Annotated in this window: 23 protein-coding genes; 11 read left to right on the forward strand and 12 right to left on the reverse strand. The window is 34.8% G+C overall.

The window, feature by feature from the left end:
• The first annotated feature begins 1 nt into the window (after position 1).
• Together FLB_RS12810 and tsaB are read left to right on the forward strand one after the other, a co-directional pair.
• A complete protein-coding gene (locus tag FLB_RS12810) occupies positions 2-1,297 on the forward strand; it encodes an efflux RND transporter periplasmic adaptor subunit (RefSeq protein ID WP_064716353.1) in 1,296 nt (431 codons plus the stop codon).
• A gap of 76 nt (positions 1,298-1,373) precedes the next feature.
• Entirely contained in the window at positions 1,374-2,039 is a 666-nt protein-coding gene (tsaB, locus tag FLB_RS12815) for a tRNA (adenosine(37)-N6)-threonylcarbamoyltransferase complex dimerization subunit type 1 TsaB (RefSeq protein ID WP_064716354.1), read from the forward strand.
• Between the two features lie 2 nt (positions 2,040-2,041).
• Here tsaB and FLB_RS12820 read toward each other — a convergent pair whose 3' ends face one another.
• The 3 genes from FLB_RS12820 to FLB_RS12830 form a co-directional block, all read right to left on the reverse strand.
• Positions 2,042-2,866: a mechanosensitive ion channel family protein gene (locus FLB_RS12820; RefSeq protein WP_064716355.1), complete on the reverse strand. Its 825-nt coding sequence runs from the start codon at positions 2,864-2,866 to the stop codon at positions 2,042-2,044.
• 75 nt (positions 2,867-2,941) lie between these two features.
• Positions 2,942-3,385, reverse strand: coding sequence for a hypothetical protein (locus tag FLB_RS12825; RefSeq protein WP_064716356.1), 444 nt, complete (start codon positions 3,383-3,385; stop codon positions 2,942-2,944).
• Between the two features lie 154 nt (positions 3,386-3,539).
• Entirely contained in the window at positions 3,540-4,433 is an 894-nt protein-coding gene (locus FLB_RS12830; protein ID WP_064716357.1) for a NifU family protein, read from the reverse strand.
• A gap of 158 nt (positions 4,434-4,591) precedes the next feature.
• Between FLB_RS12830 and FLB_RS12835 the strand changes: the two genes are divergently transcribed.
• Together FLB_RS12835 and FLB_RS12840 are read left to right on the forward strand one after the other, a co-directional pair.
• Positions 4,592-5,590 (forward strand): type IX secretion system membrane protein PorP/SprF, encoded by a 999-nt coding sequence (locus FLB_RS12835; RefSeq protein ID WP_064716358.1) that lies wholly within the window; start codon positions 4,592-4,594, stop codon positions 5,588-5,590.
• An 18-nt stretch (positions 5,591-5,608) separates the two neighbouring features.
• The gene (locus FLB_RS12840) at positions 5,609-6,127 is read left to right on the forward strand and encodes a gamma carbonic anhydrase family protein (RefSeq protein ID WP_064716359.1); all 519 of its coding nucleotides are present in this window, start codon (positions 5,609-5,611) and stop codon (positions 6,125-6,127) included.
• A gap of 21 nt (positions 6,128-6,148) precedes the next feature.
• Here FLB_RS12840 and murI read toward each other — a convergent pair whose 3' ends face one another.
• The 8 genes from murI to FLB_RS12880 form a co-directional block, all read right to left on the reverse strand.
• Positions 6,149-6,925, reverse strand: a complete 777-nt coding sequence (murI, locus tag FLB_RS12845) for a glutamate racemase (RefSeq protein ID WP_064716360.1) — start codon at positions 6,923-6,925, stop codon at positions 6,149-6,151.
• 83 nt (positions 6,926-7,008) lie between these two features.
• The gene (locus FLB_RS12850) at positions 7,009-7,506 is read right to left on the reverse strand and encodes an OmpH family outer membrane protein (RefSeq protein ID WP_064716361.1); all 498 of its coding nucleotides are present in this window, start codon (positions 7,504-7,506) and stop codon (positions 7,009-7,011) included.
• Between the two features lie 20 nt (positions 7,507-7,526).
• Positions 7,527-8,645, reverse strand: a complete 1,119-nt coding sequence (locus FLB_RS12855; RefSeq protein WP_317039028.1) for an OmpH family outer membrane protein — start codon at positions 8,643-8,645, stop codon at positions 7,527-7,529.
• Positions 8,605-11,361, reverse strand: a complete 2,757-nt coding sequence (bamA, locus tag FLB_RS12860) for an outer membrane protein assembly factor BamA (protein ID WP_064716362.1) — start codon at positions 11,359-11,361, stop codon at positions 8,605-8,607. The genes FLB_RS12855 and bamA overlap by 41 nt, the downstream gene beginning before the upstream one ends.
• On the reverse strand, positions 11,294-12,034 hold the full coding sequence (locus tag FLB_RS12865) for an isoprenyl transferase (RefSeq protein ID WP_064716363.1): 741 nt from the start codon (positions 12,032-12,034) through the stop codon (positions 11,294-11,296). Before FLB_RS12865 ends, bamA begins: the two co-directional genes overlap by 68 nt.
• A 2-nt stretch (positions 12,035-12,036) precedes the next feature.
• Positions 12,037-12,723, reverse strand: coding sequence for a DUF6089 family protein (locus tag FLB_RS12870; protein WP_064716364.1), 687 nt, complete (start codon positions 12,721-12,723; stop codon positions 12,037-12,039).
• A 166-nt stretch (positions 12,724-12,889) separates the two neighbouring features.
• Complete coding sequence (locus FLB_RS12875) at positions 12,890-13,774, reverse strand: NAD kinase (protein ID WP_064716365.1); 885 nt, start codon at positions 13,772-13,774, stop codon at positions 12,890-12,892.
• A 28-nt stretch (positions 13,775-13,802) separates the two neighbouring features.
• Positions 13,803-14,462 carry a CBS domain-containing protein gene (locus FLB_RS12880; RefSeq protein ID WP_064716366.1) on the reverse strand — a complete coding sequence of 220 codons (660 nt, stop codon included), beginning with the start codon at positions 14,460-14,462 and terminating at the stop codon, positions 13,803-13,805.
• Between the two features lie 114 nt (positions 14,463-14,576).
• Between FLB_RS12880 and FLB_RS12885 the strand changes: the two genes are divergently transcribed.
• The 3 genes from FLB_RS12885 to FLB_RS14160 are packed head-to-tail and all read left to right on the forward strand — an operon-like array spanning position 14,577 to position 16,450.
• The gene (locus tag FLB_RS12885; protein ID WP_064716367.1) at positions 14,577-15,290 is read left to right on the forward strand and encodes a pyridoxine 5'-phosphate synthase; all 714 of its coding nucleotides are present in this window, start codon (positions 14,577-14,579) and stop codon (positions 15,288-15,290) included.
• A gap of 11 nt (positions 15,291-15,301) precedes the next feature.
• On the forward strand, positions 15,302-16,069 hold the full coding sequence (locus FLB_RS12890; protein ID WP_064716368.1) for an alpha/beta fold hydrolase: 768 nt from the start codon (positions 15,302-15,304) through the stop codon (positions 16,067-16,069).
• A 36-nt stretch (positions 16,070-16,105) separates the two neighbouring features.
• Positions 16,106-16,450 carry a phage holin family protein gene (locus tag FLB_RS14160; protein WP_082923293.1) on the forward strand — a complete coding sequence of 115 codons (345 nt, stop codon included), beginning with the start codon at positions 16,106-16,108 and terminating at the stop codon, positions 16,448-16,450.
• Positions 16,451-16,777: 327 nt separating this feature from the next.
• Here the strand turns inward: FLB_RS14160 and FLB_RS12905 are convergent, their stop codons facing one another.
• The gene (locus tag FLB_RS12905; protein ID WP_064716371.1) at positions 16,778-17,503 is read right to left on the reverse strand and encodes an SDR family oxidoreductase; all 726 of its coding nucleotides are present in this window, start codon (positions 17,501-17,503) and stop codon (positions 16,778-16,780) included.
• Between the two features lie 195 nt (positions 17,504-17,698).
• Between FLB_RS12905 and FLB_RS12910 the strand changes: the two genes are divergently transcribed.
• From FLB_RS12910 to serB, 4 genes are all read left to right on the forward strand, one after another.
• Positions 17,699-19,024 carry a trigger factor gene (locus FLB_RS12910; RefSeq protein WP_064716372.1) on the forward strand — a complete coding sequence of 442 codons (1,326 nt, stop codon included), beginning with the start codon at positions 17,699-17,701 and terminating at the stop codon, positions 19,022-19,024.
• Between the two features lie 202 nt (positions 19,025-19,226).
• Positions 19,227-19,901, forward strand: a complete 675-nt coding sequence (gene clpP, locus FLB_RS12915) for an ATP-dependent Clp endopeptidase proteolytic subunit ClpP (protein WP_064716373.1) — start codon at positions 19,227-19,229, stop codon at positions 19,899-19,901.
• 127 nt (positions 19,902-20,028) lie between these two features.
• On the forward strand, positions 20,029-21,261 hold the full coding sequence (clpX, locus tag FLB_RS12920) for an ATP-dependent Clp protease ATP-binding subunit ClpX (protein ID WP_064716374.1): 1,233 nt from the start codon (positions 20,029-20,031) through the stop codon (positions 21,259-21,261).
• A 219-nt stretch (positions 21,262-21,480) separates the two neighbouring features.
• The gene (gene serB, locus FLB_RS12925; RefSeq protein ID WP_064716375.1) at positions 21,481-22,716 is read left to right on the forward strand and encodes a phosphoserine phosphatase SerB; all 1,236 of its coding nucleotides are present in this window, start codon (positions 21,481-21,483) and stop codon (positions 22,714-22,716) included.
• Positions 22,717-22,783 lie beyond the last annotated feature (67 nt).

The following is a 22,783-nucleotide window of genomic DNA, read 5'->3' on the forward strand; positions in this document are numbered from 1 at the left end:
TATGTCTAAGAAAACTATTTATATACTTTTAGCCGTTGCCGTTGTCTTAATAGGAACCTTAGTAGGGCTTTCCAAATCAGGAGTAATTGGAAATAAAGATAAAGGAACCGAAATTGAAATTGCCAATGTGGCTGCATCTACCATTGTAGAAACCGTTTCTGCTACTGGAAAAATACAACCCGAAATTGAAGTAAAAATATCTTCTGAAGTATCTGGAGAAATTATTGCATTGAATGTAAAAGAAGGACAAGTGGTAAAAAAAGGAGATTTATTGGTTAAAATAAATCCAGATTTATACACCTCTAGTTATAACAGAACGATATCCAATTTGTCAGGAACCAAAGCAGGTTTAAGCCAATCTGAAGCTTCTTACAAAGAAGCCAAAGCCAATTATGACCGAAACAAATCATTGTATGATAAAGGTATTATTTCAAGAGCAGATTGGGACAAAGCGATAGCTTCTTTTGAAGTAGCCAAAGCCAACAAACAAAACGCTTATTACAACGTACAGAGTGCTTCTGCAACAGTCCTTGAAGCTAAAGATAACTTAGGTAGAACCACTATTTATGCGCCTGCTGATGGTACTATTTCTGTATTGAATGTAGAATTAGGAGAACGTGTTTTGGGAACGCAACAAATGGCAGGAACCGAGATTTTACGCGTAGCCAATTTGAACAATATGGAGGTTGAAGTAGATGTAAACGAAAATGACATTGTAAAAATAAAGGTTGGTGACAAAGCGAATGTAGAGGTAGATGCTTATTTGAAAAAACAATTCAAAGGCGTTGTAACTAGTATTTCAAATTCAGCTAGTTCTACTTTAACGGCGGATCAGGTGACTAACTTTAAAGTAAAAGTTAGAATTTTGAAAGAGTCTTATCAAGATTTATTACAAGGTAAGCCAAGTACTTATTCGCCTTTTAGACCGGGAATGACTGCTACAGTTGATATTATTACGAATACTAAATCGAATATTTTAACTGTGCCAATTAGTTCAGTAGTTGTAAAATCAGATACCGCTGCGGTAAAAGAAATTAAAGTAGAGGATCCTAATGACGAAAAATCAAAACCGAAAAGCGATAAAAAATTCGAATGTGTTTTTGTGAAAGTTGGCAATAAAGCAAAAATTAGAGTAATCAAAACTGGTATTCAGGATGATACCAATATTGAGGTTTTATCGGGCTTGAAAAAGGGAGATGTAGTTATTACTGGGCCTTATACAACGGTTTCTAAAGAGCTCAATTCAGGGGATAAAGTCTCCTTGAAAACCGATAATGCAAAAGAAGGAAAGAAATAAAATCATAGTCTAACAACTTAAAAAATCACAATCGTCAAAGAAGATTGTGATTTTTTAAGTTTATACAATTTACGTTTTGGCATACTTATTAAATATTGAAACAGCTACTAAGAATTGTTCCGTGTCTTTAGCGAAAGATGGGGCTACACTTTTATGCAAAGAGATGTCCGAGGAGGGTTATTCTCACGCCGAACGCTTACACGTTTTTATAGAGGAAATAATTCAAGAGGCAGGAATTGCTTTTAAAGACCTTAATGCCATTGCTGTTAGTCAAGGCCCCGGTTCGTATACAGGATTACGAATAGGTGTTTCGGCGGCCAAGGGCTTGTGTTATGCTTTGGATATTCCGTTGATTGCGATTGATACTCTGCAAACTTTAGCTAGACAAGTAAAGCAAACAGATGGTTGTATCGTTCCAATGATTGATGCCAGAAGAATGGAAGTATACAGTGCTATTTTTGATGCCAATTATGAGCAGAAGAGAGCCATTCAAGCCGAAGTGATCACTGAAAATTCGTTTGCCGATAGTAAAGAGACCCTCTATTTTATTGGGGATTGCAATGAAAAATGTAAAACGGTACTTTCCGCTCCTAATTTTGTCTTTTTAGAAGGGATTCAATATCCGTCTGCCAAAGAAATGAGTGCTTTGAGTTTTGAGAAATACCAAAAAAGCGACACCGTAGATGTCGCTTATTTTGAACCTTTTTACTTGAAAGATTTTATGATTACTACTAAAAAGTAATTTTAGTTTTGAATTGAAGATTCCCTAACATAAGGTTGTATTGTAATACCAGCAGCATCAAAAGCCAATTTGCAATTTTCTAATGTTTCTGAAAAGACAGCGCCAAAATCCTCATTTTTAGCCCACGGACGCACCGCTAGTTGAATTGCGTTATCGGTTAAGTTTTTTACGGTAACTTCTGGTGCTGGATTAGACAAAACTTTTGGGTTACTTCGCATAACTTCTGCAATAATCTCCTTAGCTTTTTTGATATCTGTTTCATATGAAATGGCGATAGTCAAGTCGGCTCTGCGTTGCCCTTGTGTTGAATAATTGATAATAGTTCCGTTGGATAAAATGCCATTCGGTATAAAAATGGTTTGATTGTTTGCGGTAACCAGTTTGGTTACAAAAATTTGTATTTCTAAAACTGTGGCAATTTGACCTTGAGCTTCGATAGTATCGCCAACTTTGAAGGGTTTAAAAAGAATGATTAACATTCCTCCCGCAAAATTTGAAAGAGAGCCTTGAAGCGATAAACCAACAGCCAATCCCATAGCTCCTAAAATAGCAACAAAAGAAGAGGTTTCTACGCCAAGCTTCGATATGAAAGCAATAAATAAAAGGATTCGCAATGCCCAAATCAGAATATCGGCTAAAAATTTCGTGAGTGTGGGGTCTAAATTTCTTTTGACCATTATTTTTTTGATCAATCGAGTGATTAATCTGATGGCGTAAATACCAACAATCAGAATTACAAATGCCGAAATAATTTTTGGAGAATAATCAAGAACGGCATTCCAAAGTAGCGATGCGTAATTGGTTAATTGGTTTGGGTTTACTTCCATACTACCTGTTTTTTTATTAAAAAAACCTTCTCAACGAGAAGGTTTGTGATCTGCAAAAGTACAATTATTTAGAAATTATTTTGTGGCTTCATCTATGTCTTTTTTAATTTCGTTTGCTTTTTCTGTGACATCTTCTTCTGCTTTTTCTGTAACTGCTTCAGTTTTTTCTTTTACTTGATCCAGCAAATCTCCAAGTACAGTTTCTGCTTTGTCTGCATATTCATTAATGATTTCTTTGGTTTGATTGGCATATTCTTCTGCTTTTTCTATAACTGGAGTAGCTGCAGTACTTACTTTATCAATAGTTTCATCAGCTAATTTTTCTGCTTTTTCAAGGTATGGTGCGGCGGTTTCTTTTACCTTTTCAAAGGATTCATCCGCAAATTTCAAGGCACTATCGATATGAGGTGCTGCGGCTTCTTTTACTTCTTCAAATGTTGATTCAGCTTCTTTGGCTACCTCTGTTGCCGATTCCTTTGCTGATCCAAATAGATTTTTAAAAAATGATGTGATACCCATGGTATTTGATAGTTAAAATTAGTACACAATGATAAACAATTTATTATGAAAATCTTTCGTTGTTGTTTTTAAAATAACTGAAAATTAACTATTTATATATTTTGAAAACAAAAAAGCGCCTCTGTTGAGACGCTTTAGTTAAAGTTGAGAGGCTTTAGACGGCTTCTACTTTTATATTGTCATTATTCAACATACTTTTAAGCATATTTTCAATACCACTTTTCAAGGTGAAAGTTGAAGAAGGGCAACCATTACAAGCTCCTTGCATCATTACTTTTACGGTATCAGTCTGGTCGTCATAAGAATCAAAAACAATATTTCCACCATCAGCAGCTACTGCGGGTTTTACATATTCTTCTAAAATGTTAATGATCTTTTGAGAAGTCTCGTCTAGGTTATCAAAGTTTTGATCTTTTATTTTTTCATCTTTCAATGCGATATCTAAAAGTGATTCATCGATAACTGTCCCACCATTTTCGATAAATTGTTTGATAAATGTTCTTAGTTCTAAGGTGATTTCTTGCCAGTCGTTAATTTCATATTTTGTTACCGAAACATAATTCTCATCGATGAAAACTTCTTTTACATAAGGGAATTTAAATAATTCTTGAGCTAAAGGTGAAGAAGAAGTCTGGTCAATATTTTTATATTCGATAGGTGTTTTTGTAAGCATTCTGCTAACAACAAATTTCAGTGCAGCTGGGTTTGGAGTAGTTTCTCCATAAACCGTTATAGGTTGTTTTTTGCTTCTGTTTTCATCAACCGTTAGGATTGTTCCTCCATCATTTACAAATTTCTCAATTTGTTCTGCAACGGCCTCTTTTACATCGTCCCATTCTACAATGCTAAAGCGTTCGATTGCAATGAAATTCCCCGAAATGTATACGGTTTTTACGAATGGCAAATAAAATAATTGTTGCGCCAATGGAGCATTTTTTGTCTCATCAATGTTCTTGAATTCGTAGTTTTCATTTTGTGTAATGAAATCAGGAAATTCAAATTTCAATATCGTTGGATTTTGGGTTTCCTTTATAGTTATTTTTGTCATGACTTATTATTTTTCGCAAAATTACTAAAGTTATTTTCTACTAATACCTATATTTGGTTTTTTATAAGATTAATTAATAATAAACAGGAATAATAAGTATTAACTTCAACCATTTGTCTTGTTTTTTGGTCTATCGATTTCATTAATAGTATTACTAAATGTATATAAAATTTAAGTTTTTAAGTCTAGTTCTTTTTGTGATAGGGTTTGCCAATGCGCAAGAAGGAGTACCTGTTTATTCTGATTATTTATCCGATAATTATTATTTAATTCACCCTTCCATGGCTGGCGCTTCTAATTGCGCAAAAATACGCTTGACGGCAAGAAAACAATGGTTTGGTCAAGATGATGCTCCACAATTGCAAACGTTGAGTTTTAACGGACGTGTTTCAGATAGAGCTGGAGCCGGGATTATTGTTTTTAACGATAAAAATGGATACCATTCTCAAAAAGGATTGAAAGTTTCATACGCATATCATCTTTTGTTTTCTCGTGATGAAATTGACTTGAATCAATTGTCTTTTGGTTTGAGTGCTGGCGTAATTCAAAGTCAATTGGATGAAACAGCATTTTTGAATTCAGGCGATTTTGATCCCAATATTAATGGAACTATAGTTCAAAGAGATTCTTACTTAAATTTCGACTTTGGCGCTTCGTATAATTACTTGAATTTTTATGCGCATGCTACTGTAAAGAATGTGGTAGAAACTCGAAGAGCAATTTATAGTGTCTATGAAAGTGACAATTTGAGGAAATATCTATTGAGTGCTGGTTATATTTTTGGAAACAAAGAGAAGGTACTGTGGGAGCCTTCTGTTCTGTTTCAATTAACAGAGAAAACTCAAGAAAAAACAATTGATGTGAATTTAAAAGCCTACAAAAATCTAGATTTTGGAAGTATATGGGGAGGATTGTCGTATAGAAGAAGTTTAGATGGTGCCGAATACATCAATAATAATAGTGTGGCTACTCAGAAATTGCAGTTTTTTAGTCCTATCGTTGGTTTGAACTATAATAACTTCATGTTAGCCTACACGTATTCTCAAGTAGCAGGAGCCGTTCGTTTTGATAATGGAGGGTATCACCAAATTACTTTAGGGTTGAACCTGTTTTGTAAACGAGAAAAATACGATTGTAATTGTCCTGCAATTAATTAATTCCTTAAATCCCAAGTTATGTTAATTAAATCTGTTAATGGGAAGTCTCCCAAAATTCCAACTGATTGTTATGTTGCCGAAAATGCCACTATTGTAGGAGAGGTTTCTTTCGGGGAATCCTGTAGTGTTTGGTTCAATGCTGTGGTGAGAGGTGATGTTAATTCAATTTCGATAGGGAATAAGGTCAATATTCAAGATGGTGCAGTGATTCATTGTACTTACCAAAAGCATCCAACGGTGATAGGTAATAATGTATCTATTGGACATAATGCAATTGTTCATGGATGTACGATTCATGACAATGTTTTAATCGGAATGGGAGCCATTGTGATGGATAATTGTGTGATTGAAAGTAATGCTATCGTTGCAGCTGGTTCTGTGATTACACAAAACACTATTGTGCCTTCAGGGACGATTTTTGCTGGAGTTCCTGCAAAAAAAGTAAAAGATATTGATCAATCTGATTTTGCTGGCGAAATCGAACGTATTTCTAATAATTACGTCATGTACTCAAGCTGGTTTAAAGAAGAAAACTAATTATTAAAATCCCTTTTAAAACTAAAAATCTTTACAGAGAACTTGATACTTATTATCTAAAATATCAGAAAGGACTTTTGGATCTGTATTAGTATAAAACATAGGATGACTTTCTGTTAAACTCGAGAGTCCTACTTTTTCTTTCAAAACATTTTGTGTTTGTTTTGCAACTGCTTCACCAGAATCAATTATTTGGATATGAGGAGGTAATATTTTTTTAATCTGTGGAATCAAATACGGATAATGACTACAGCCTAAAACTAGATAATCAATATTAGCCGCAATCATTGGTGTAAGATATTCAGTTAGTAATTGATTCATTTCTACAGAGTCGATGTTACCACTTTCAATTAGTTGAACTAATCCATGGCCAATTTGTTCAATGATTTTGGTGTCTTGATACCTCTCGACTGTTTTGTTGAATAATTCACTGTTTAAAGTGCCTTGAGTGGCAAGAATGCCAATGGTTTGAGTCTTAGAATGTGTTGCCGCAGGTTTGATAGCTGGTTCAATCCCAATAAAAGGAATGTCGTATTTGGCTCTTAATTCTCTAATGGCATTGGTTGTGGCAGTATTACAAGCCACTACTATAAGTTTACATCCCATTTCTAGTAAGAGTTCTGTGTTTTTCATGCTCAATGCAATGATTTCCTCTTTAGACTTTTGTCCATAGGGAGCGTTCTTACTATCGGCCAAATAAATCGTTTGTTCGTTAGGTAGCAATTGATGGATGGCTTTCCAAATAGAAGTGCCGCCAATACCAGAATCAAAAACGCCTATGGGTTGATTGTTATTCATAGTAACAAAGTTAAATAAATTGTTCAAAAAAAAACTGCTCCGATCTAAAGAAAGGAGCAGTTGTACTATAAGTTGGTTTTTTCTTAGAAACCTAAGTCTTTTTTAACATCAGCTGTCAAATCTGGACCATCAGCTAATAAAAGAGAAGCTCCATCTAAAATGTATTGGATTCCTTTTGCTTTTCCAATTTTTTGGATAGATGCTCTTACTTTTTCGTATAATGGTTTAGTAATGTCTGATTCTTTTTGTTGTAATTCTTTTTGAGCATTATCTCTATAAGCTACAATACGTTGTTGCATGTCTTGCACTTCTTTACCACGAGTGTCGTTCACAGCATCCGTAACAGTTTTTGCTTCAGCTTCGTATTTTTTTAATAAATCTTGATATTCAGTAACCATTTTTTTGTACTCAGCATCATAAGTAGTGCTCAATTTTTCTAATTGTTTTTGAGCGTCTAGCATAGCTGGCATTTTAGTCATAATTTCACCAACATTTACATGTGCAACCTTTGCTTGAGCATTCATTGTATTTGCTCCCAATACTACCATTGCTGCAATTAATAAAGTTTTGATTTGTTTCATTGTTTTAAAAAATTTAGTAATTAATTTCCGTTTGTTTTTTGTTTTAATTGTTCTTCCTTGGCTTTTCTTTGTGCTTCTCTTTCTTCTAGTATCTTCTTTCTTTTTTCTTCTAATGCTTTTTTACGATCAGCGATTTCTTGTTTTTTAGCTTCTACTGATTTGGCTCTTTCGGCGGCAATTCTTTCTCGTTCAATTTCAGCATTATTTTTTGTTGTCGTTGCAGTCTCATCTTTTATGGTTGTGGCTGCTTTTTCCGTTTTAATCTTTTCAGTTGCTACTTTTTCAGTGGTTACAGAAACTGTGCCATTTTTTTTAGCTTCCCTTTCTTCTTTTAGTCTACGTCTATTATCTTCGAAATCTTTTCTTTTTTGTTCTTGTAACTGAATGCGCTCTGCAAGTGCCTTTTCTTTTGCTGCTTTTTTTGCCTCTAATTGTAATTGACGTTCGTTTAACTCTGGATTTTCATCTAGAGCTTCTTGAATTTTTTCTTTTGCTTGTTCAGCTTCTTGCTGTTTTTTACTTAGTTTTTCTCGTTTATCGGTATTGTTTAACTTTCGTAATACCTGATCACTAATATCGAATCTTTTTGCTGCAAAAAGCATTGTCATATCAGAGCTTTTGTCAAATATAAAATCAAATTTTAGTCGTTCGGCAATATCTTGTACGACGGTAAAGACTTGATCTTGAACGGGTTTTGATAAAGAACTTTTTTGATAAATATAATCGCCATTAGCTCCAAACCTTTTTTGTTGATATTCTAACAATTCGGTATCAAGAAATTTAATTTCAGCTTCTCTTTCCTCTATTAACTCTCTTGTTAGTAAGGCTTTTTCAATGATTAGAGCGTCTTTTAATTTTTTAATTTCACTCTTTTTAACTTCAATTTCTTGTTTCCAAGCTTGTGCTTTAACTTCTAATTGATTGGTTGCGTCAATATAGCCGTTTACATTTTGTAAAATGTACTCCATATCGATATACCCAATTTTTGGCCCTTTCGACTGAGCATTACCAATTGCAACTACAAAAAGGGATAAAAATATAAATAAAATATGTTTTCTCATAACTTTATAGCGTTGAATGTGGTTAGTTTCAATAATTCTAGAATTGCTGACCAATAATGAAGTGGGTTTCCCATCCATTGGCTTTGGTTTGTCCTGGAATTGGGTCAAATCCATGACCAAAATCGATTCCTAATAAACCAAAAGCAGGCATGAAAACACGTAATCCAAAACCAGCCGAACGACTTAAATCGAAAGGATTATAGTTTTTAAAGTTAGCAAATGATGATCCAGCTTCCATAAACGCTAAAGCATAAATCGAGGCCGATGCTTTTAAGGTTATAGGATAACGTAGCTCCATTGAAAATTTATTATAAACTGTTGCTCCATCTTGTGAACCATTTACTAGCGGGGTTAATGAATTGTTTGGGTACCCTCTCAACTGAATGGTTTCTCTACCATCCATGGCAAAATTCTGCATACCATCACCACCTAAGAAGAAACGCTCAAAAGGAACTAGTCCTCTGTTTTGATTGTAAGCTCCCATGAAACCAAATTCTCCCAAAGTTCTTAAAACGAATTTTCCATATACTTTAGTATACCAATCTGCTTTGAATTTTACTTTATAATATTCTAACCAATTGAATTTTTGTTGATCCACTTTGGCAGGATCTGCCGCGGCGTCTTTATAATCAGTTACACTATTTGGTCTAGTGTTTTGCGTGGGTATTGCCTCAACGTAATCTCCTTTGTTGACTATTATTCCGTTATCTCCTACGTATGAGTCGCCAATGCTTCCATCGTAAATGTATTTGTTTTCTTTAAGTTCTCCTAAATTTTTATAATCTACTCCATTGAATAAGGAATAAGGTGGGGTGAATTTAGCTGATAAGCTAAACTCTGATCCATAGGTTGGGAAAATCGGATTGAAACCTTTGTTGGTGTGTGTAATTCCTATCGTATAAGCTAAGTTGTTAGAATAGCCATTTCCAAAGCTAAACAATCCTGTAAAGTAATTATTCAAGTCATAGCTTTGAAAACTGATAGCGTGTGATAAATACGTAAAATCATCAGGTTCACTAAGACGTTTTGAGATTCCAACAGAAAGCGATAAGATGTTAAAGCTTTTGCTTTTGTCTACTCTTGAGTTTCCTGTAGAGAAACTTTGTAAAAATTGCTTACTGTAAGAGAGTGATGAACTAAAAGAAACCGGTTTTTTTCCGCCAAACCAAGGTTCTGAGAATGACACGCTATACGTCTGGAAAAATGTACTGGCTTGCAAACGAAGGGATACTTTTTGACCATCTCCCATTGGTAATGGTTTGTAAGCTTCTTTTTTAAACATATTTCTTGCAGAGAAGTTGTTGAATGATAGTCCTAAGGTTCCAATGAAACCTCCACCGCCATAACCTCCTTGTAGTTCGATTTGACTGGCTCCTTTTTCTACTAAATGGTATTCGATATCTACAGTTCCAGCACCGGCATCAACATTTTTGAATTTAGGATCAATTGCTTCAGGATCGAAAAATCCCAATTGACCAATTTCTCGTATGGTACGAACCAATTGATCTTTGCTGTATTTATCACCTGGTTTTGTTTGTAATTCGCGATAAATAACGCGATCGTTAGTTTTGTCGTTTCCAACTACTGATATTTTGTTAAAATATGCTATTGGACCCTCTGTTACTCTAATCTCAAAATCAATCGTATCGTTAGCGGTTTTGACCTCTACAGCATTAATGTTTGAAAAAAGGTAACCATTGTTTTGGTATAAATTGGTAATGTCTTCGCTGTCTGGTTTGGATTTATCGGCGATACGTTTTTCAAGAAGTACTCCATTGTAGGTTTCTCCTTTTTTTATACCCAAAACTTGAGATAATAAATGATCTGGATATACGGTGTTTCCAAGGAATTTTATGTTTCCAAAATAGTATTTATTCCCTTCTTCTATATTTACCTTAATATTAATCGCATTTTGCTCTTTATTATAGGAAACTGAATCTGAAACAATTCGTGCGTCACGATACCCTTTTTCTTTATAGACTGCGATTACTTTTTCAAGATCTTCTTTGTATTTTGCTTTAATGAACTTTGATTTCTTTAAAATTCGAGTCAGTTTCTTTTGTTTTGTTTCTTTCATTGCTGCCTTCAATGTTTTGTCGGATAATTTATTATTTCCAACAAAATCAATGCTAGCGATTTTGACTTTTGTTCCAGTGTCAACATTGATTAACATATTGACTTGGTTGCTGGTAGCAGAGTCAGCAGGAGTATTTACAATCACTACTTTGGTGTTGTAGAATCCATCTTTTTTATACTTGTTTTCTATGTAATTTTTTGTAGTAGTAATAAGGTTTTCGTTGACAATTTTACCTTTATTTAGGTTGTTGTCTTTGATAAGCGCTTCGGTTTTGTTTTTCTTAACGCCTACAAATTTTACCTCTTTCAATTTTGGTAATTCTTGAATGTTTAATTCAAGAAAAATACTGTCATTTTCAATTTTATTGACATAAAAAGTGATTTCATCAAACAAACCTAGTTTGCCTAATTTTTTGATGGCGCTACTTATTTCTTCTCCTGGAACGGTAATTTGTTGTCCTTTTTCTAAACCTGAAAAAGTAACAACGGTTTGTTTGTTAAAACTAATTTTCCCTGTAACGTCTACTTTAGCGAGTATGTATTTTTTTCCTTGGTCAAAAGGGACGCGGTCTTGCGCTTTTATTTGTGAAAAACTTCCAAAAAGGAGTAGGGTAAAGGCTATTTTTATACTTTTTTGTAACACTAAAATTTTATTTAATTTGTTCACTTGTTTTTCCAAATCTACGTTCTCTTTTTTGATAACTAAGGATAGCCTCATATAAATCTTGTTCTTTAAAATCCGGCCATAAAATATCCGTAAAGTAGAGCTCGGCATAAGCAATTTGCCAAAGCAGAAAATTGCTTATTCTGTGTTCACCACTGGTACGTATTACTAAATCTACATCCGGTAAATTATGCGTGTAAAGATGCTCATTTATAATTGAATCGTCAATAGTGTCAATTGAAATTATATTATTTTTAACTTTCTCGCTAATTATTCTTACTGCATTTGTTAATTCTTCTCTAGATCCGTAGCTTAAGGCTAGGGTCAGTGTCATTAATGTATTGTCCTTTGTAAGGTTAATTACTTCCAAAAGTTGGTTTTGAGCAGTCTTTGGTAGCAACTCAAGATTGCCAATGGCATTCAGTTTGATGTTGTTATTTTGAAGGGTATCGACTTCTTTTTTTAATGCATTGATCAGTACTTTCATCAGTGTGTCAACTTCTAGTTTTGGTCGATTCCAATTTTCAGTTGAAAATGCATAAAGAGTTAGGTTTTTTATACCCAATTCTGCACTAGCTTGAATGATTTTTTTGACAGATTTTGTGCCGCTTTCGTGGCCAAAAGCTCTTAAGAAACCTTGTTTTTTTGCCCAACGCCCATTGCCATCCATGATGATGGCTAAGTGTTTGGGTAATTTTTTTGTGTCTATTTGTTGTAGTAAATCCATAATTAGTATGCGCAATAGCATGGTTTTTCACCAAAAGTATAGGTTAATGTTAAACCCGAAAAAACATACCAGTCCTTATTATTGATGTTGCCAAAACGATATTGCTGTAAAGTGGTAGTGTCAGGATTGCTTCCGTCTATATTGTCTGTGAATGTATATCTAGCACCGACTTCTAATCCAATAATAAACCTACGAGATACATTCGATTTTATGCCTACAATCATAGGGATAGCAATGGAATTTCCGGTTTTTTCTTTATAAGTATCTCCAATAGCATCTACATACAGTTCGTCATGAAAAAAATAATTGATTCCAGAAAAAACATAGGGCGTTATTTTTGTTTTAGTTTCGTGTAAGTTAAAATCAAAAAAATTGAATTCTAATCCTGCTGATAATTCTTTGATGGTATTGGTGAAGGAATATCCTCGTTGAATTCTACTGCCTTCTTTTGATTTTGAGTCATTCGATTGTAACATTGATTGTGTGTAAGAAAAGCGATAAGCATGTCTAGGGCTTTTGTTCCATTTGTATATGATACCCAATGCTGCTTTGTTTGGAGCAATGTAATTGGTGGCACCTACATCTCCAATAAAATTACTTCCTCCAGCAAAAAGGCCTATTTCATGAATTTGAGAATAGGAAATTCCGTAAGAAAAAGTTACTAAAAGCAAATAAAAGAATTTCTTCATACTTATAAAATTGCGTGCAAATATAATAATATTCAATACTAATCAACGCTCAATAGCACAAATGTCTACTTTTTTCAGAAATAAACAAGTTTTTGTTCAGCTACAGCTCTTGAATAGTTAAAACGACAAATTCTAATGGTATCGTATAGAAAGGTTTAAAATAAACTTAGTTTCTTCGATCTTCACCCCAAAGTAATTTATTTCGAAGGGTTTTTAAGAAGGTTTCTTCTTGGATTTCGATCATATTTATTTGAAACGGTGTTTTTTTGATAGTCAATACGGATTCGTTTTGTACCGTGGTGATTCGGGAGTCGAGTGAAACTAAATAGTGATCCTCACGTCCGGTAACTCTAAGAACAATTTCGGTGTCATCAGCAATAACGAGTGGTCTTGCGTTAAGGTTGTGTGGGGCGATAGGAGTAATGACCAAACTTTTTACATCTGGTGTTAAAATCGGGCCGCCACAACTCAAAGAGTAGCCAGTGGTTCCCGTTGGTGTGGCAATAATCAACCCATCTGCCCAATAGGAATTTAAAAACTCTCCATTCAAATACGTTTCTATAGTAATCATTGAAGTAGAGTCTTTACGGCTAACCGTAACTTCGTTTAAAGCAAAGTTGATATCAAGAATCGTTTCGTTTTCTGGAGAACAAGACAAGCTAAGTAAGGTTCTTTTAGACAAGGTGTATTTTTTGTCCAAAACCAATTGCATAAAGGCAGCTATATTTTCTTTTTGAACATTTGCCAAAAAACCCAATCTGCCAGCGTTTATCCCTAATAAAGGGACGCCAGAATTGCGAACCAAAGTTACTGCTCTGAGCATTGTGCCATCGCCACCAATGCTAATTAGCATGTCGAAGCTACTGTCTAATTCGGTATGCGAACTAAATGTTTTGTATTCTTTTCGTACAATCTTCTTTTCATATAACATGTCAAGAAAAGTAGCTTCAATCACCATTTCGACTTGATTTTCATTAAAAAAAACAAAAATGTCTTTGATGATCGGTTCAGTGCTTACTAAATAATATTGACCGTATAGGGCTACTTTCATGAGTTTAGGAGTATTCGTTTGGGTGATATTATATACTAAGGTATTTATCCAAGTAATCGGATCGTTCTTTTAGGTTGTTGATGTAATTGTCTTCTTGGTGTTCAGAAATGATTTCGTAGTTGTAGCGACGAAAGGTTTGGATAATGTCATTCATAGCTCCTAAACTTATTTTAATCGTAACTTGAACGTATTCGGCATTGGCTTCTGAAATAAAAAGGCCTAAAAGTTTGCCATTGTTGCTTTCTACGATTTGAGCAACTTGACTCATGGAGTATTCTAAAGCTCCTTTTTGAACCACAAGAATGCCTCCTTGTTCCTTTAAAAAAGGAGTTTCATGAAAAAACTTAATAATGTCTTCTATTTCATAATATCCCACATAAGCGTTATTTTCGTCTAAAACAGGAACTAAATTAGTGTGGTTTTTGGCAAAAACTTCCAATACATCTAACCAAATCATTTTGGTTCTAGCAAAAAATGGTTCCAAAGTAAAGCGATAATCGGTTACTTTTTTGTCTCCATCAAAGGTTTCAAGGTCATCTTTGATAATGCATCCAATATAGATGCCGTCTTCTAGAACAGGAAAGTGCGAAAACGGAATGTCATCCAAATGGTCTTGAATAGCCGTTATGGTTTCTTGGCTATCAATGGCTTTATAATCGTTGGTGATATAATTTAAAATTTCTGTCATCGTTCTCTCCGAAATATTTCATGCAAAATAATCAAAAAAAGGCAAAAAGTCCTAGGTTTTACTTTGTATTTTTGTTTCCTCAATACTGTATTGGAATTAATTATATAAGGTAACATGACAAAATTAAGTGTAAACATCAACAAAATAGCTACTTTGCGTAATGCTAGAGGCGGTAACGTTCCTAATTTGCTACAAGTAGCCACAGATATTCAAAAATTTGGCGGGCAAGGTATTACGATTCATCCTCGGCCTGATGAGCGTCATATTCGCTATCAAGATGCTCGTGATTTAAAACCAATTGTATATACAGAATACAATATCGAAGGGAATCCACAACATAATTTTATTGATTTGGTATTAGAATGCAAACCAACTCAAGTGACTTTGGTTCCAGATGCTATTGGTGCAATCACTTCTTCTGCGGGTTGGGATACCGTCGCTAACCAATCTTATTTGACTGAGGTGATCCAAGAATTTCAGCGCCACGGCATTCGAACTTCTATTTTTGTCGATCCAATTGCAGCCATGATCGAAGGCGCTAAAAAAACAGGAACCGATAGAATAGAATTATATACCGAATCCTTTGCGCACGAATACAGTTTAGGAAACGAAAAAGGAATCGAGCCTTATGTAAAAGCAGCCGAATTGGCCAATGAACTTAAATTAGGGATCAACGCAGGACATGATTTGAGTTTGGATAATATTCAGTTTTTCAATCAAAATATTCCAGGCTTGTTAGAAGTGTCTATTGGACACGCCTTAATTTCTGAGGCTATTTATTTAGGGTTAGATAATGTTGTTAATATGTATTTGCAAAAATTAAAGTAATTTAATTCGTTATGTTACACTCAAAAATAGAAGGTTCAGGTCAACCTTTAGTTATTATGCATGGCTTTCTAGGAATGTCGGACAATTGGAAAACATTAGGAACTCAATTTGTAGATCAGGGCTATCAAGTGCATTTATTGGACTTACGCAATCATGGACGAAGTTTTCACTCGGATGATTTTAGCTATGAGTTGATGGTACAAGATGTATACGACTATTGTAAGGCGAATAATTTAACAAATATCGATATCATCGGGCATTCCATGGGTGGAAAAGTAGCTATGTTGTTAGCTACCACCTATCCAGATTTGGTTCAAAAATTAATTGTAGCCGATATTGGACCTAAATATTATGCGCCACATCATCAAGAAATTTTGGCGGGTTTAAATGCGGTTGATTTCTCTACCCAACCAAGCCGAAACGAAGTTGATGCTGTTTTAACAACGCATATCCCTGATTTTGGCACGCGACAATTCTTGCTCAAGAGTTTGTATTGGCAAGAGCCAGGACAATTAGCTTTTCGTTTCAACTTGTCTGTTTTTAATCAAAAAATTGACCAAATTGGTAAAGCTTTGCCAGAAAATGCCGTAGCAATGATGCCTACGCTTTTTATTCGTGGAGGGAATTCTAATTATATTTTAGATCAAGATCTTGAAAAAATGCAGCTTCATTTTCCAAACATGCAATTGCAAACCATTCCAAAAGCAGGTCACTGGTTGCATGCTGAGAATCCAAAACTTTTTTTTCAGTTTTGTGTTGATTTTTTACAAAACCAATAATTTTTCTATTTTAAACTAACCCAAAAACATTAAATTATGAACATGATATTACGCCTTTTTATCACCGCAGGATTAGTTTTGTTACTATCCAACATCATTTCAGGAGTCCATGTCGCAAGTTTCGTTACCTCATTAATTGTAGCATTCGTTTTGGGTCTTATCAATATTTTTATCAAACCCATTATGGTGGTGCTAACCTTACCGTTTACCATTGTAACCTTCGGATTTTTTCTGTTAGTCATCAATGGTTTGGTAATAGTTTTATGCACCAAAATTGTTGGCGGATTTGTAGTCGATTCTTTTTGGACAGCCTTGCTCTTTAGTTTAGTGCTTTCCATTTCGCAGTCTATCGCTTATGGGATATTTATTAAGGAAAAATAAATTGTAGAAAAAAGGCCATCCGATTTTTGGCAAAGGAGCAGAAACAAAAGGCTTTTTTGGAGGCATCGTCCCGTCATCCGCTATATCTTTTTGGTGCCGAAAAAAATCGGCACCAAAAAGGATGCCGCTCCTGCCGGGGCTATTGAGCAACAAATTGCCTGTTTAGTCACAAAATATTGTCAATCAACCAGATGCTTGAGTGCTTTTCGATGAATAGTGTAGCTCTCAATTGCGAAAATGATGGTTGTATTAAATGAAAAAAAACTAGCGTTCATGACTTTTCGGAAAAAAATCATGAACGCTAGTTGAAAACAAGTTCCTCTTGAGTTAAGCGTCTTGCTTGGTATCAGTAATGATAATTTCTCGTAAAAGTACGCCTTGTGGTAATTCGTAGGCGAATTTAATCGTAGTAGCTATGTCTTTGGCAGTAATGTTTACTGCGCCCACAGTTTCTTTCCATTGGTTGTATCCATCAATAATATTTTGGTCGGTAGTATGCCCAAGAAGTTCGGTAGTCACCGCGCCAGGTTCAACTACAATAACGCGTACATTGTGTGGGCTCATCTCCATTCTAGCGGTTTGAGTAAGTCCTCTAACGGCGTATTTTGATGCGCAATAAGCAGCATGATTCCCAAAAGGTTGAAGTCCTGCTATAGAAGAAACATTAATGATGGTCCCACATTGTCTTGCTTTCATGTCATTCATAACAATTTGCATTCCATTCATAACACCAGTAACATTAATATCCAGCATCGATTTCCATTCTGCTGGATCTTGAGTAGCAAGGTCACCAAGAAGCATTTTTCCAGCATTGTTTATTAATAAGTCTGTTTTTCCGTATACTGCTTCTGCTTCTCTAATGGCATTTTCAAAAGCTTTTTTATCTGTAATGTCCACTTTTCTACATAGTGTATTTGGAAGGTTAAGTGCTTCCATTTTTTCTAATCTTCTGGCCAAAAGTAAAAGCGGATAGCCACTTTTTGAGAATTCTTTAGCCATTTCTAATCCAAAACCCGAGCTTGCTCCAGTGATAACGATGAGTTGTTTGTTCATGATTTTTTCTGTTTAAAAGAGTAAATTTAATTCTAATTCTTGATTTTGATGCAATTTTGAATGAATTATAACATAAGTTTAAAGAAAATAAGCGCTTGTTTTTCAATTCAAAAGGTTGGAAATAAAAAGCTTGTTTGCCAGTTGAAAATTTTATAATTTTGCCACCCAATTTTATTACGTAAATTAAAGAAGACGATGGATATCAAAAGAGTAGCTATAGATGCTGTGACTGAAACAATTGTGATGAATGTGGTGCACATGGATTACAAAGGTCAAGTAGCCAAAAGAATCAATGAAAAAATGCCTTTGGCTCAAGTAAAAGGGTTTAGAAAAGGCGCAGTGCCAAAAGATTTGGTTGAAAAACAATACGGAAAAGCAATCAAAATAGAAGAAGTTAAGAAAGTAATTGACTTGGCTTTAGAGCGTTACATTCAGTCTGAAAGATTGAATTTGTTAGGTACTCCACTTGCAAAAGAGGAAGAGAATAGAGATTGGTCTGCGGAAGAATTAACTTTTGAGTTCGAAATTGGTTTAGTACCTAACTTCGAATTGGATTTAGAAGCTAAAAATGATATCGTAAAATACATCGTTACTGCTGATGATAAATTAATCGACGGACAAGTAGCGCGTATTCAAAAACAATTTGGAAAAGCAATTCCTCAAGAAGTAGTAGCTGCAGGTAATGATTTAACTGGAATTTTCTCTAGCGAAGCCAACGGAATCAACAACCCAACATCTATTTCTTTGGATACTTTCAAAGACAAAGCTACTCAAGACTTATTTATCGGTAAAAAAGTAGGCGATGTGGTGACAGTAAACACTAAAGGTTTGTTTGAAGACGATCACCAATTAATGGATTACCTAAAAGTAGGACACGATAATGTACACGATTTAGCCGTTGATGTAGATTTCACTATCGAAGCAATTAATGCTTCTGAGCCAGCTGAATTGAACCAAGAATTGTTCGATAAATTGTTTGGTGAAGGAAATGTTGCCACTTTAGAAGAATTGAAAGCAAAAATCAAAGAAGATGCTGAGGCGCAATTCGCTCAACAAGCAGATCAAAAATTATTGGCTGATGTTCAAAACTTTTTGATTGACAACACTAAATTTGATTTGCCAGCTGAATTCTTGAAAAAATGGCTACAAACTGTTGGAGAGAAAAAATTAACTCCAGAAGAAGCTGAAGTAGAATATGCACGTTCTGAAAAAGGATTGCGTTTTCAATTGATCGAAGGAAAAGCGATGGCACAAAGTAATATTCAAATTACTTTTGAGGATTTGAAAACGTTCACTACCAATGCTATCAAACAACAAATGGCACAATTTGGGCAAACAAATCCTACAGACGAAGAGGTTCAAGGAATTGTAGCTAGAGTATTGTCTAACCAAGAAGAAGTGAAAAGACTTTCTGAGCAGGTAGTTGCTGCCAAATTATTGGAGTTGTTCAAAGAAAAAGCGAATCCAACAACTAAAGAAGTTACTTACGAAGAATTTATCGCTGCTTCATACGGAGAATAAATTATAGTTAGGGTTAGAAATAGAAGTTTGATTTCTGAAATAGAGAGCTAAACTTTATGATTTCATTAGAAAACCGAAACCATAAAAAATAGTTATATTTGAGCGTCAAAAGAATTTTTCTTTGACGCTCTTTTGTTTAAAAATAAGGATTTATAGATTGTACCTTAAACTTTTAAACTTTTAAACTTTAAACTAAATAAAAATGAACTACGGTAAAGAATTTAAAAAATTTGCTACAAAGCACCAAGGAGTTAATGCCATGTATTACGATAAAATCGTTGCGGCAATGAATCCAACCAATATGACTCCTTATATTATAGAAGAACGCCAGTTGAATATTTCGCAGTTAGACGTTTTCTCTAGATTAATGATGGACAGAATTATTTTTCTAGGAACAGGAATAGACGATCAAATTGCTAATATCGTGCAAGCACAATTGTTGTTTTTAGAAAGTGCCGATGCTTCCAAAGACATTCAAATTTACTTGAATTCACCAGGAGGAAGCGTCTATGCAGGTTTAGGAATTTATGACACTATGCAATACATCAAACCTGATGTAGCGACTATTTGTACGGGTATGGCTGCTTCTATGGGAGCGGTTTTATTATGTGCGGGTGCTGCAGGAAAACGCTCGGCTTTGCCTCATTCACGTGTAATGATACACCAACCTTCTGGAGGAGCACAAGGAGTAGCTTCTGATATGGAGATCAACTTACGCGAGATGTTGAAATTGAAAGATGAATTGTATAAAATCATTTCACACCATTCAGGACAACCTTTTGATAAAGTATATGCTGATAGCGAGCGCGATTATTGGATGATTTCTGATGAAGCCAAAGAATACGGAATGATAGATGAAGTTTTAAGAAGAAGTTAAATTAGTATTCAGTGTTCAGGTTTTTAGTATTCAGTTTTAAGAATGAGTTTTGTGTTTTTAATACTAACAATTTCTTGTAAAACCGATACTGATGACTAAGCACTGACCACTGACCACTAAAAAAAAGATGGCAAAACAACAGTTACAATGTTCTTTCTGCGGAAGGAAAAAATCAGAGACCAATTTATTGATTGCGGGTATAGATGCACATATTTGTGACAAATGTATCGAGCAAGCGCACGGAATTGTTCTCGAAGAATTAAAATCAAACGGTAACTCTAAGTTAGTAGGCGATTTGATTTTGAAAAAACCAAAAGAAATTAGAGCGTTTTTGGATCAATATGTTATTGGTCAAGAGCAAACCAAAAAAGTGATGTCGGTTGCGGTGTACAATCACTACAAGCGTTTGATGCAACAGCAATTAGACGACGAAGTAGAAATCGAAAAAAGTAACATCATTATGGTCGGCCAAACCGGTACCGGAAAAACATTGGTAGCCAAGAGTATTGCCAAAATGTTAGACGTGCCTTTAGCGATTGTCGATGCGACTGTTTTGACAGAAGCGGGTTATGTAGGGGAAGATGTAGAAAGTATCTTGACGCGTTTATTACAAGATGCCGATTATGATGTAGCCAAAGCCGAACGTGGTATTGTATTTATTGACGAAATAGATAAAATCGCCCGTAAAAGCGATAATCCTTCTATAACTCGTGATGTTTCTGGTGAAGGTGTTCAACAAGCTTTATTGAAATTGTTAGAAGGAACCGTGGTAAATGTTCCGCCAAAAGGTGGTCGTAAGCACCCTGATCAAAAATTTGTTGAAGTAAATACTCAAAACATTTTGTTTATTGCTGGTGGTGCTTTTGATGGAATCGAAAGAATTATTTCAAAACGTTTGAATCGTCAAGCGGTTGGTTATTCAACTTCTAAAAATGAGGATAATATCGACAAAGACAATTTGTTACAATACATTATTCCAAAAGACATTAAGGATTTTGGTCTGATTCCTGAAATTATCGGTCGTTTGCCGGTGTTAACACACATGGATCCTTTGGATAGAGCTACTTTGAGAGCGATTTTGACACAGCCTAAAAATGCTTTAATCAAACAATATGAAAAGTTATTCTTGATGGATGACGTTGCGTTTAGCATTACAGATGAAGCTTTGAATTTTATTGTGGACAAAGCCTTAGAATATAAATTGGGTGCTCGTGGATTACGTTCTTTATGCGAAGCCGTCTTAACCGATGCGATGTATGAATTACCAAGTTCAGACGATAAAGTATTAGCCATCGATAAAGACTATGCGCAAGAAACTTTAAATAAAAACTTATTGAAACGTTTGGAGATAGCTTCTTAAGTAATTTCAAGCGCAATAAAAAGTAAAATAAAGCTCAAAAACATTCGTTTTTGAGCTTTATTCGTTAATGATTTGGTCTTAAAAGAGGTCATTTGTTTCGGATTTATTCATAAACGTAGATGGTTTAAAACATTCTTTCCACTTTTGATAAAAACACGAAAGTCCTTTCTTTTCAACATAAGAATCCCGATTTTTGGCACTCATTAAATCTTTCAAAAAATGGCAGTAGTAGCAAAAGAAATCATTTTATTAAAAGTTTCAGGTCAGGATAAATTAGGAGTAACCGCTGGCTTAACTTCTATTTTGGCTACTTATGGAGCTATTATTTTGGATATAGGCCAAGCGGATATACACGATACGTTGTCTTTAGGTATTCTATTCGAAATTGAGAAGGGGTCGAATTCAGGTCCGGTTTTGAAAGATCTATTATTTAAAGGATATGAGCTGGGAATCAAAGTTAAGTTTACTCCTGTTACTATTGAAGACTATGAAAATTGGGTGAAAGGCCAACGCAAACAACGCTATATCATCAATGTGTTGGGTGAAGAATTGACTGCGGTTCAGTTATCCGCAGTGACTCAAATTTTATCCAACAACAAACTAAATATTGATTCAATCATACGATTAACGGGAAGAGCCTCGGTGGTCGAAAAAGAAGAATATCCCCGTTCTTGTATTCAATTATCCGTTACTGGAAGCTTATTAGATAAAACCGGAATGACCTCAAGTTTTATGGACGTGTCCCGCGATTTGAATGTAGATATTTCTTTTCAAGAGGATAATATGTACCGTCGTAACCGTCGCTTGGTTTGTTTTGATATGGATTCAACATTAATCCAAACCGAAGTGATTGATGAATTGGCTGAGTTGGCTGGAGTAGGGGAAGAGGTAAGAGCGATTACTGACTCGGCTATGAATGGAGAAATTGATTTTAGCGAAAGTTTCAAAAAACGAATGGCGCTTTTAGAAGGCTTAAGCGAAGAAGTTTTGCAAAATGTAGCCATCAATCTTCCCATTACCAAAGGAGCGCATCGTTTGATGAAAGCCTTGAAGTATTATGGATATAAAACAGCTATTCTATCCGGAGGCTTTACTTATTTTGGCGAATATCTGCAAAAAGAATTGGGTATCGATTATGTGTATGCCAATCAATTAGAAATTAAAGATGGTAAGTTAACGGGCAATTATTTAGGAGAAATCGTAGACGGTCAAAAGAAAGCCGAATACTTAAAGGCAATTGCTGAAAAAGAAGGCATTCATATTAACCAAACCATAGCTGTTGGTGATGGTGCCAATGATTTACCTATGTTGAATTTAGCCGGACTAGGAATAGCTTTTCATGCTAAACCAAAAGTAAAAGAAAGTGCTTCAACTTCCATATCGAGTTTAGGTCTCGATGGAGTTTTGTATTTATTAGGTTATCATGACCGACACATCGATATGATGCAGGAATAGTGGTTGCAATACAAACTTGTATTTGTCAGTTCGAGCGCAGTCGAGAACAATCAATCTCGACTGCGCT

The organism is Flavobacterium succinicans (genome assembly GCF_001662485.1).
Classification (GTDB): Bacteria; Bacteroidota; Bacteroidia; order Flavobacteriales; family Flavobacteriaceae; genus Flavobacterium; species Flavobacterium succinicans_A.

What these genes read in the sequence shown, in the direction of transcription:
- FLB_RS12810 (WP_064716353.1), top strand. Translation starts at nt 2, where the DNA reads ATGTCTAAGAAAACTATTTATATACTTTTAGCCGTTGCCGTTGTCTTA.
- FLB_RS12820 (WP_064716355.1), bottom strand. Translation starts at nt 2,866, where the DNA reads ATGGAAGTAAACCCAAACCAATTAACCAATTACGCATCGCTACTTTGG.
- FLB_RS12825 (WP_064716356.1), bottom strand. Translation starts at nt 3,385, where the DNA reads ATGGGTATCACATCATTTTTTAAAAATCTATTTGGATCAGCAAAGGAA.
- FLB_RS12830 (WP_064716357.1), bottom strand. Translation starts at nt 4,433, where the DNA reads ATGACAAAAATAACTATAAAGGAAACCCAAAATCCAACGATATTGAAA.
- FLB_RS12835 (WP_064716358.1), top strand. Translation starts at nt 4,592, where the DNA reads ATGTATATAAAATTTAAGTTTTTAAGTCTAGTTCTTTTTGTGATAGGG.
- FLB_RS12840 (WP_064716359.1), top strand. Translation starts at nt 5,609, where the DNA reads ATGTTAATTAAATCTGTTAATGGGAAGTCTCCCAAAATTCCAACTGAT.
- murI (WP_064716360.1), bottom strand. Translation starts at nt 6,925, where the DNA reads ATGAATAACAATCAACCCATAGGCGTTTTTGATTCTGGTATTGGCGGC.
- FLB_RS12850 (WP_064716361.1), bottom strand. Translation starts at nt 7,506, where the DNA reads ATGAAACAAATCAAAACTTTATTAATTGCAGCAATGGTAGTATTGGGA.
- FLB_RS12855 (WP_317039028.1), bottom strand. Translation starts at nt 8,645, where the DNA reads ATGGATGGGAAACCCACTTCATTATTGGTCAGCAATTCTAGAATTATT.
- bamA (WP_064716362.1), bottom strand. Translation starts at nt 11,361, where the DNA reads ATGAGGCTATCCTTAGTTATCAAAAAAGAGAACGTAGATTTGGAAAAA.
- FLB_RS12865 (WP_064716363.1), bottom strand. Translation starts at nt 12,034, where the DNA reads ATGGATTTACTACAACAAATAGACACAAAAAAATTACCCAAACACTTA.
- FLB_RS12870 (WP_064716364.1), bottom strand. Translation starts at nt 12,723, where the DNA reads ATGAAGAAATTCTTTTATTTGCTTTTAGTAACTTTTTCTTACGGAATT.
- FLB_RS12875 (WP_064716365.1), bottom strand. Translation starts at nt 13,774, where the DNA reads ATGAAAGTAGCCCTATACGGTCAATATTATTTAGTAAGCACTGAACCG.
- FLB_RS12880 (WP_064716366.1), bottom strand. Translation starts at nt 14,462, where the DNA reads ATGACAGAAATTTTAAATTATATCACCAACGATTATAAAGCCATTGAT.
- FLB_RS12885 (WP_064716367.1), top strand. Translation starts at nt 14,577, where the DNA reads ATGACAAAATTAAGTGTAAACATCAACAAAATAGCTACTTTGCGTAAT.
- FLB_RS12890 (WP_064716368.1), top strand. Translation starts at nt 15,302, where the DNA reads ATGTTACACTCAAAAATAGAAGGTTCAGGTCAACCTTTAGTTATTATG.
- FLB_RS14160 (WP_082923293.1), top strand. Translation starts at nt 16,106, where the DNA reads ATGAACATGATATTACGCCTTTTTATCACCGCAGGATTAGTTTTGTTA.
- FLB_RS12905 (WP_064716371.1), bottom strand. Translation starts at nt 17,503, where the DNA reads ATGAACAAACAACTCATCGTTATCACTGGAGCAAGCTCGGGTTTTGGA.
- FLB_RS12910 (WP_064716372.1), top strand. Translation starts at nt 17,699, where the DNA reads ATGGATATCAAAAGAGTAGCTATAGATGCTGTGACTGAAACAATTGTG.
- clpP (WP_064716373.1), top strand. Translation starts at nt 19,227, where the DNA reads ATGAACTACGGTAAAGAATTTAAAAAATTTGCTACAAAGCACCAAGGA.
- clpX (WP_064716374.1), top strand. Translation starts at nt 20,029, where the DNA reads ATGGCAAAACAACAGTTACAATGTTCTTTCTGCGGAAGGAAAAAATCA.
- serB (WP_064716375.1), top strand. Translation starts at nt 21,481, where the DNA reads ATGGCAGTAGTAGCAAAAGAAATCATTTTATTAAAAGTTTCAGGTCAG.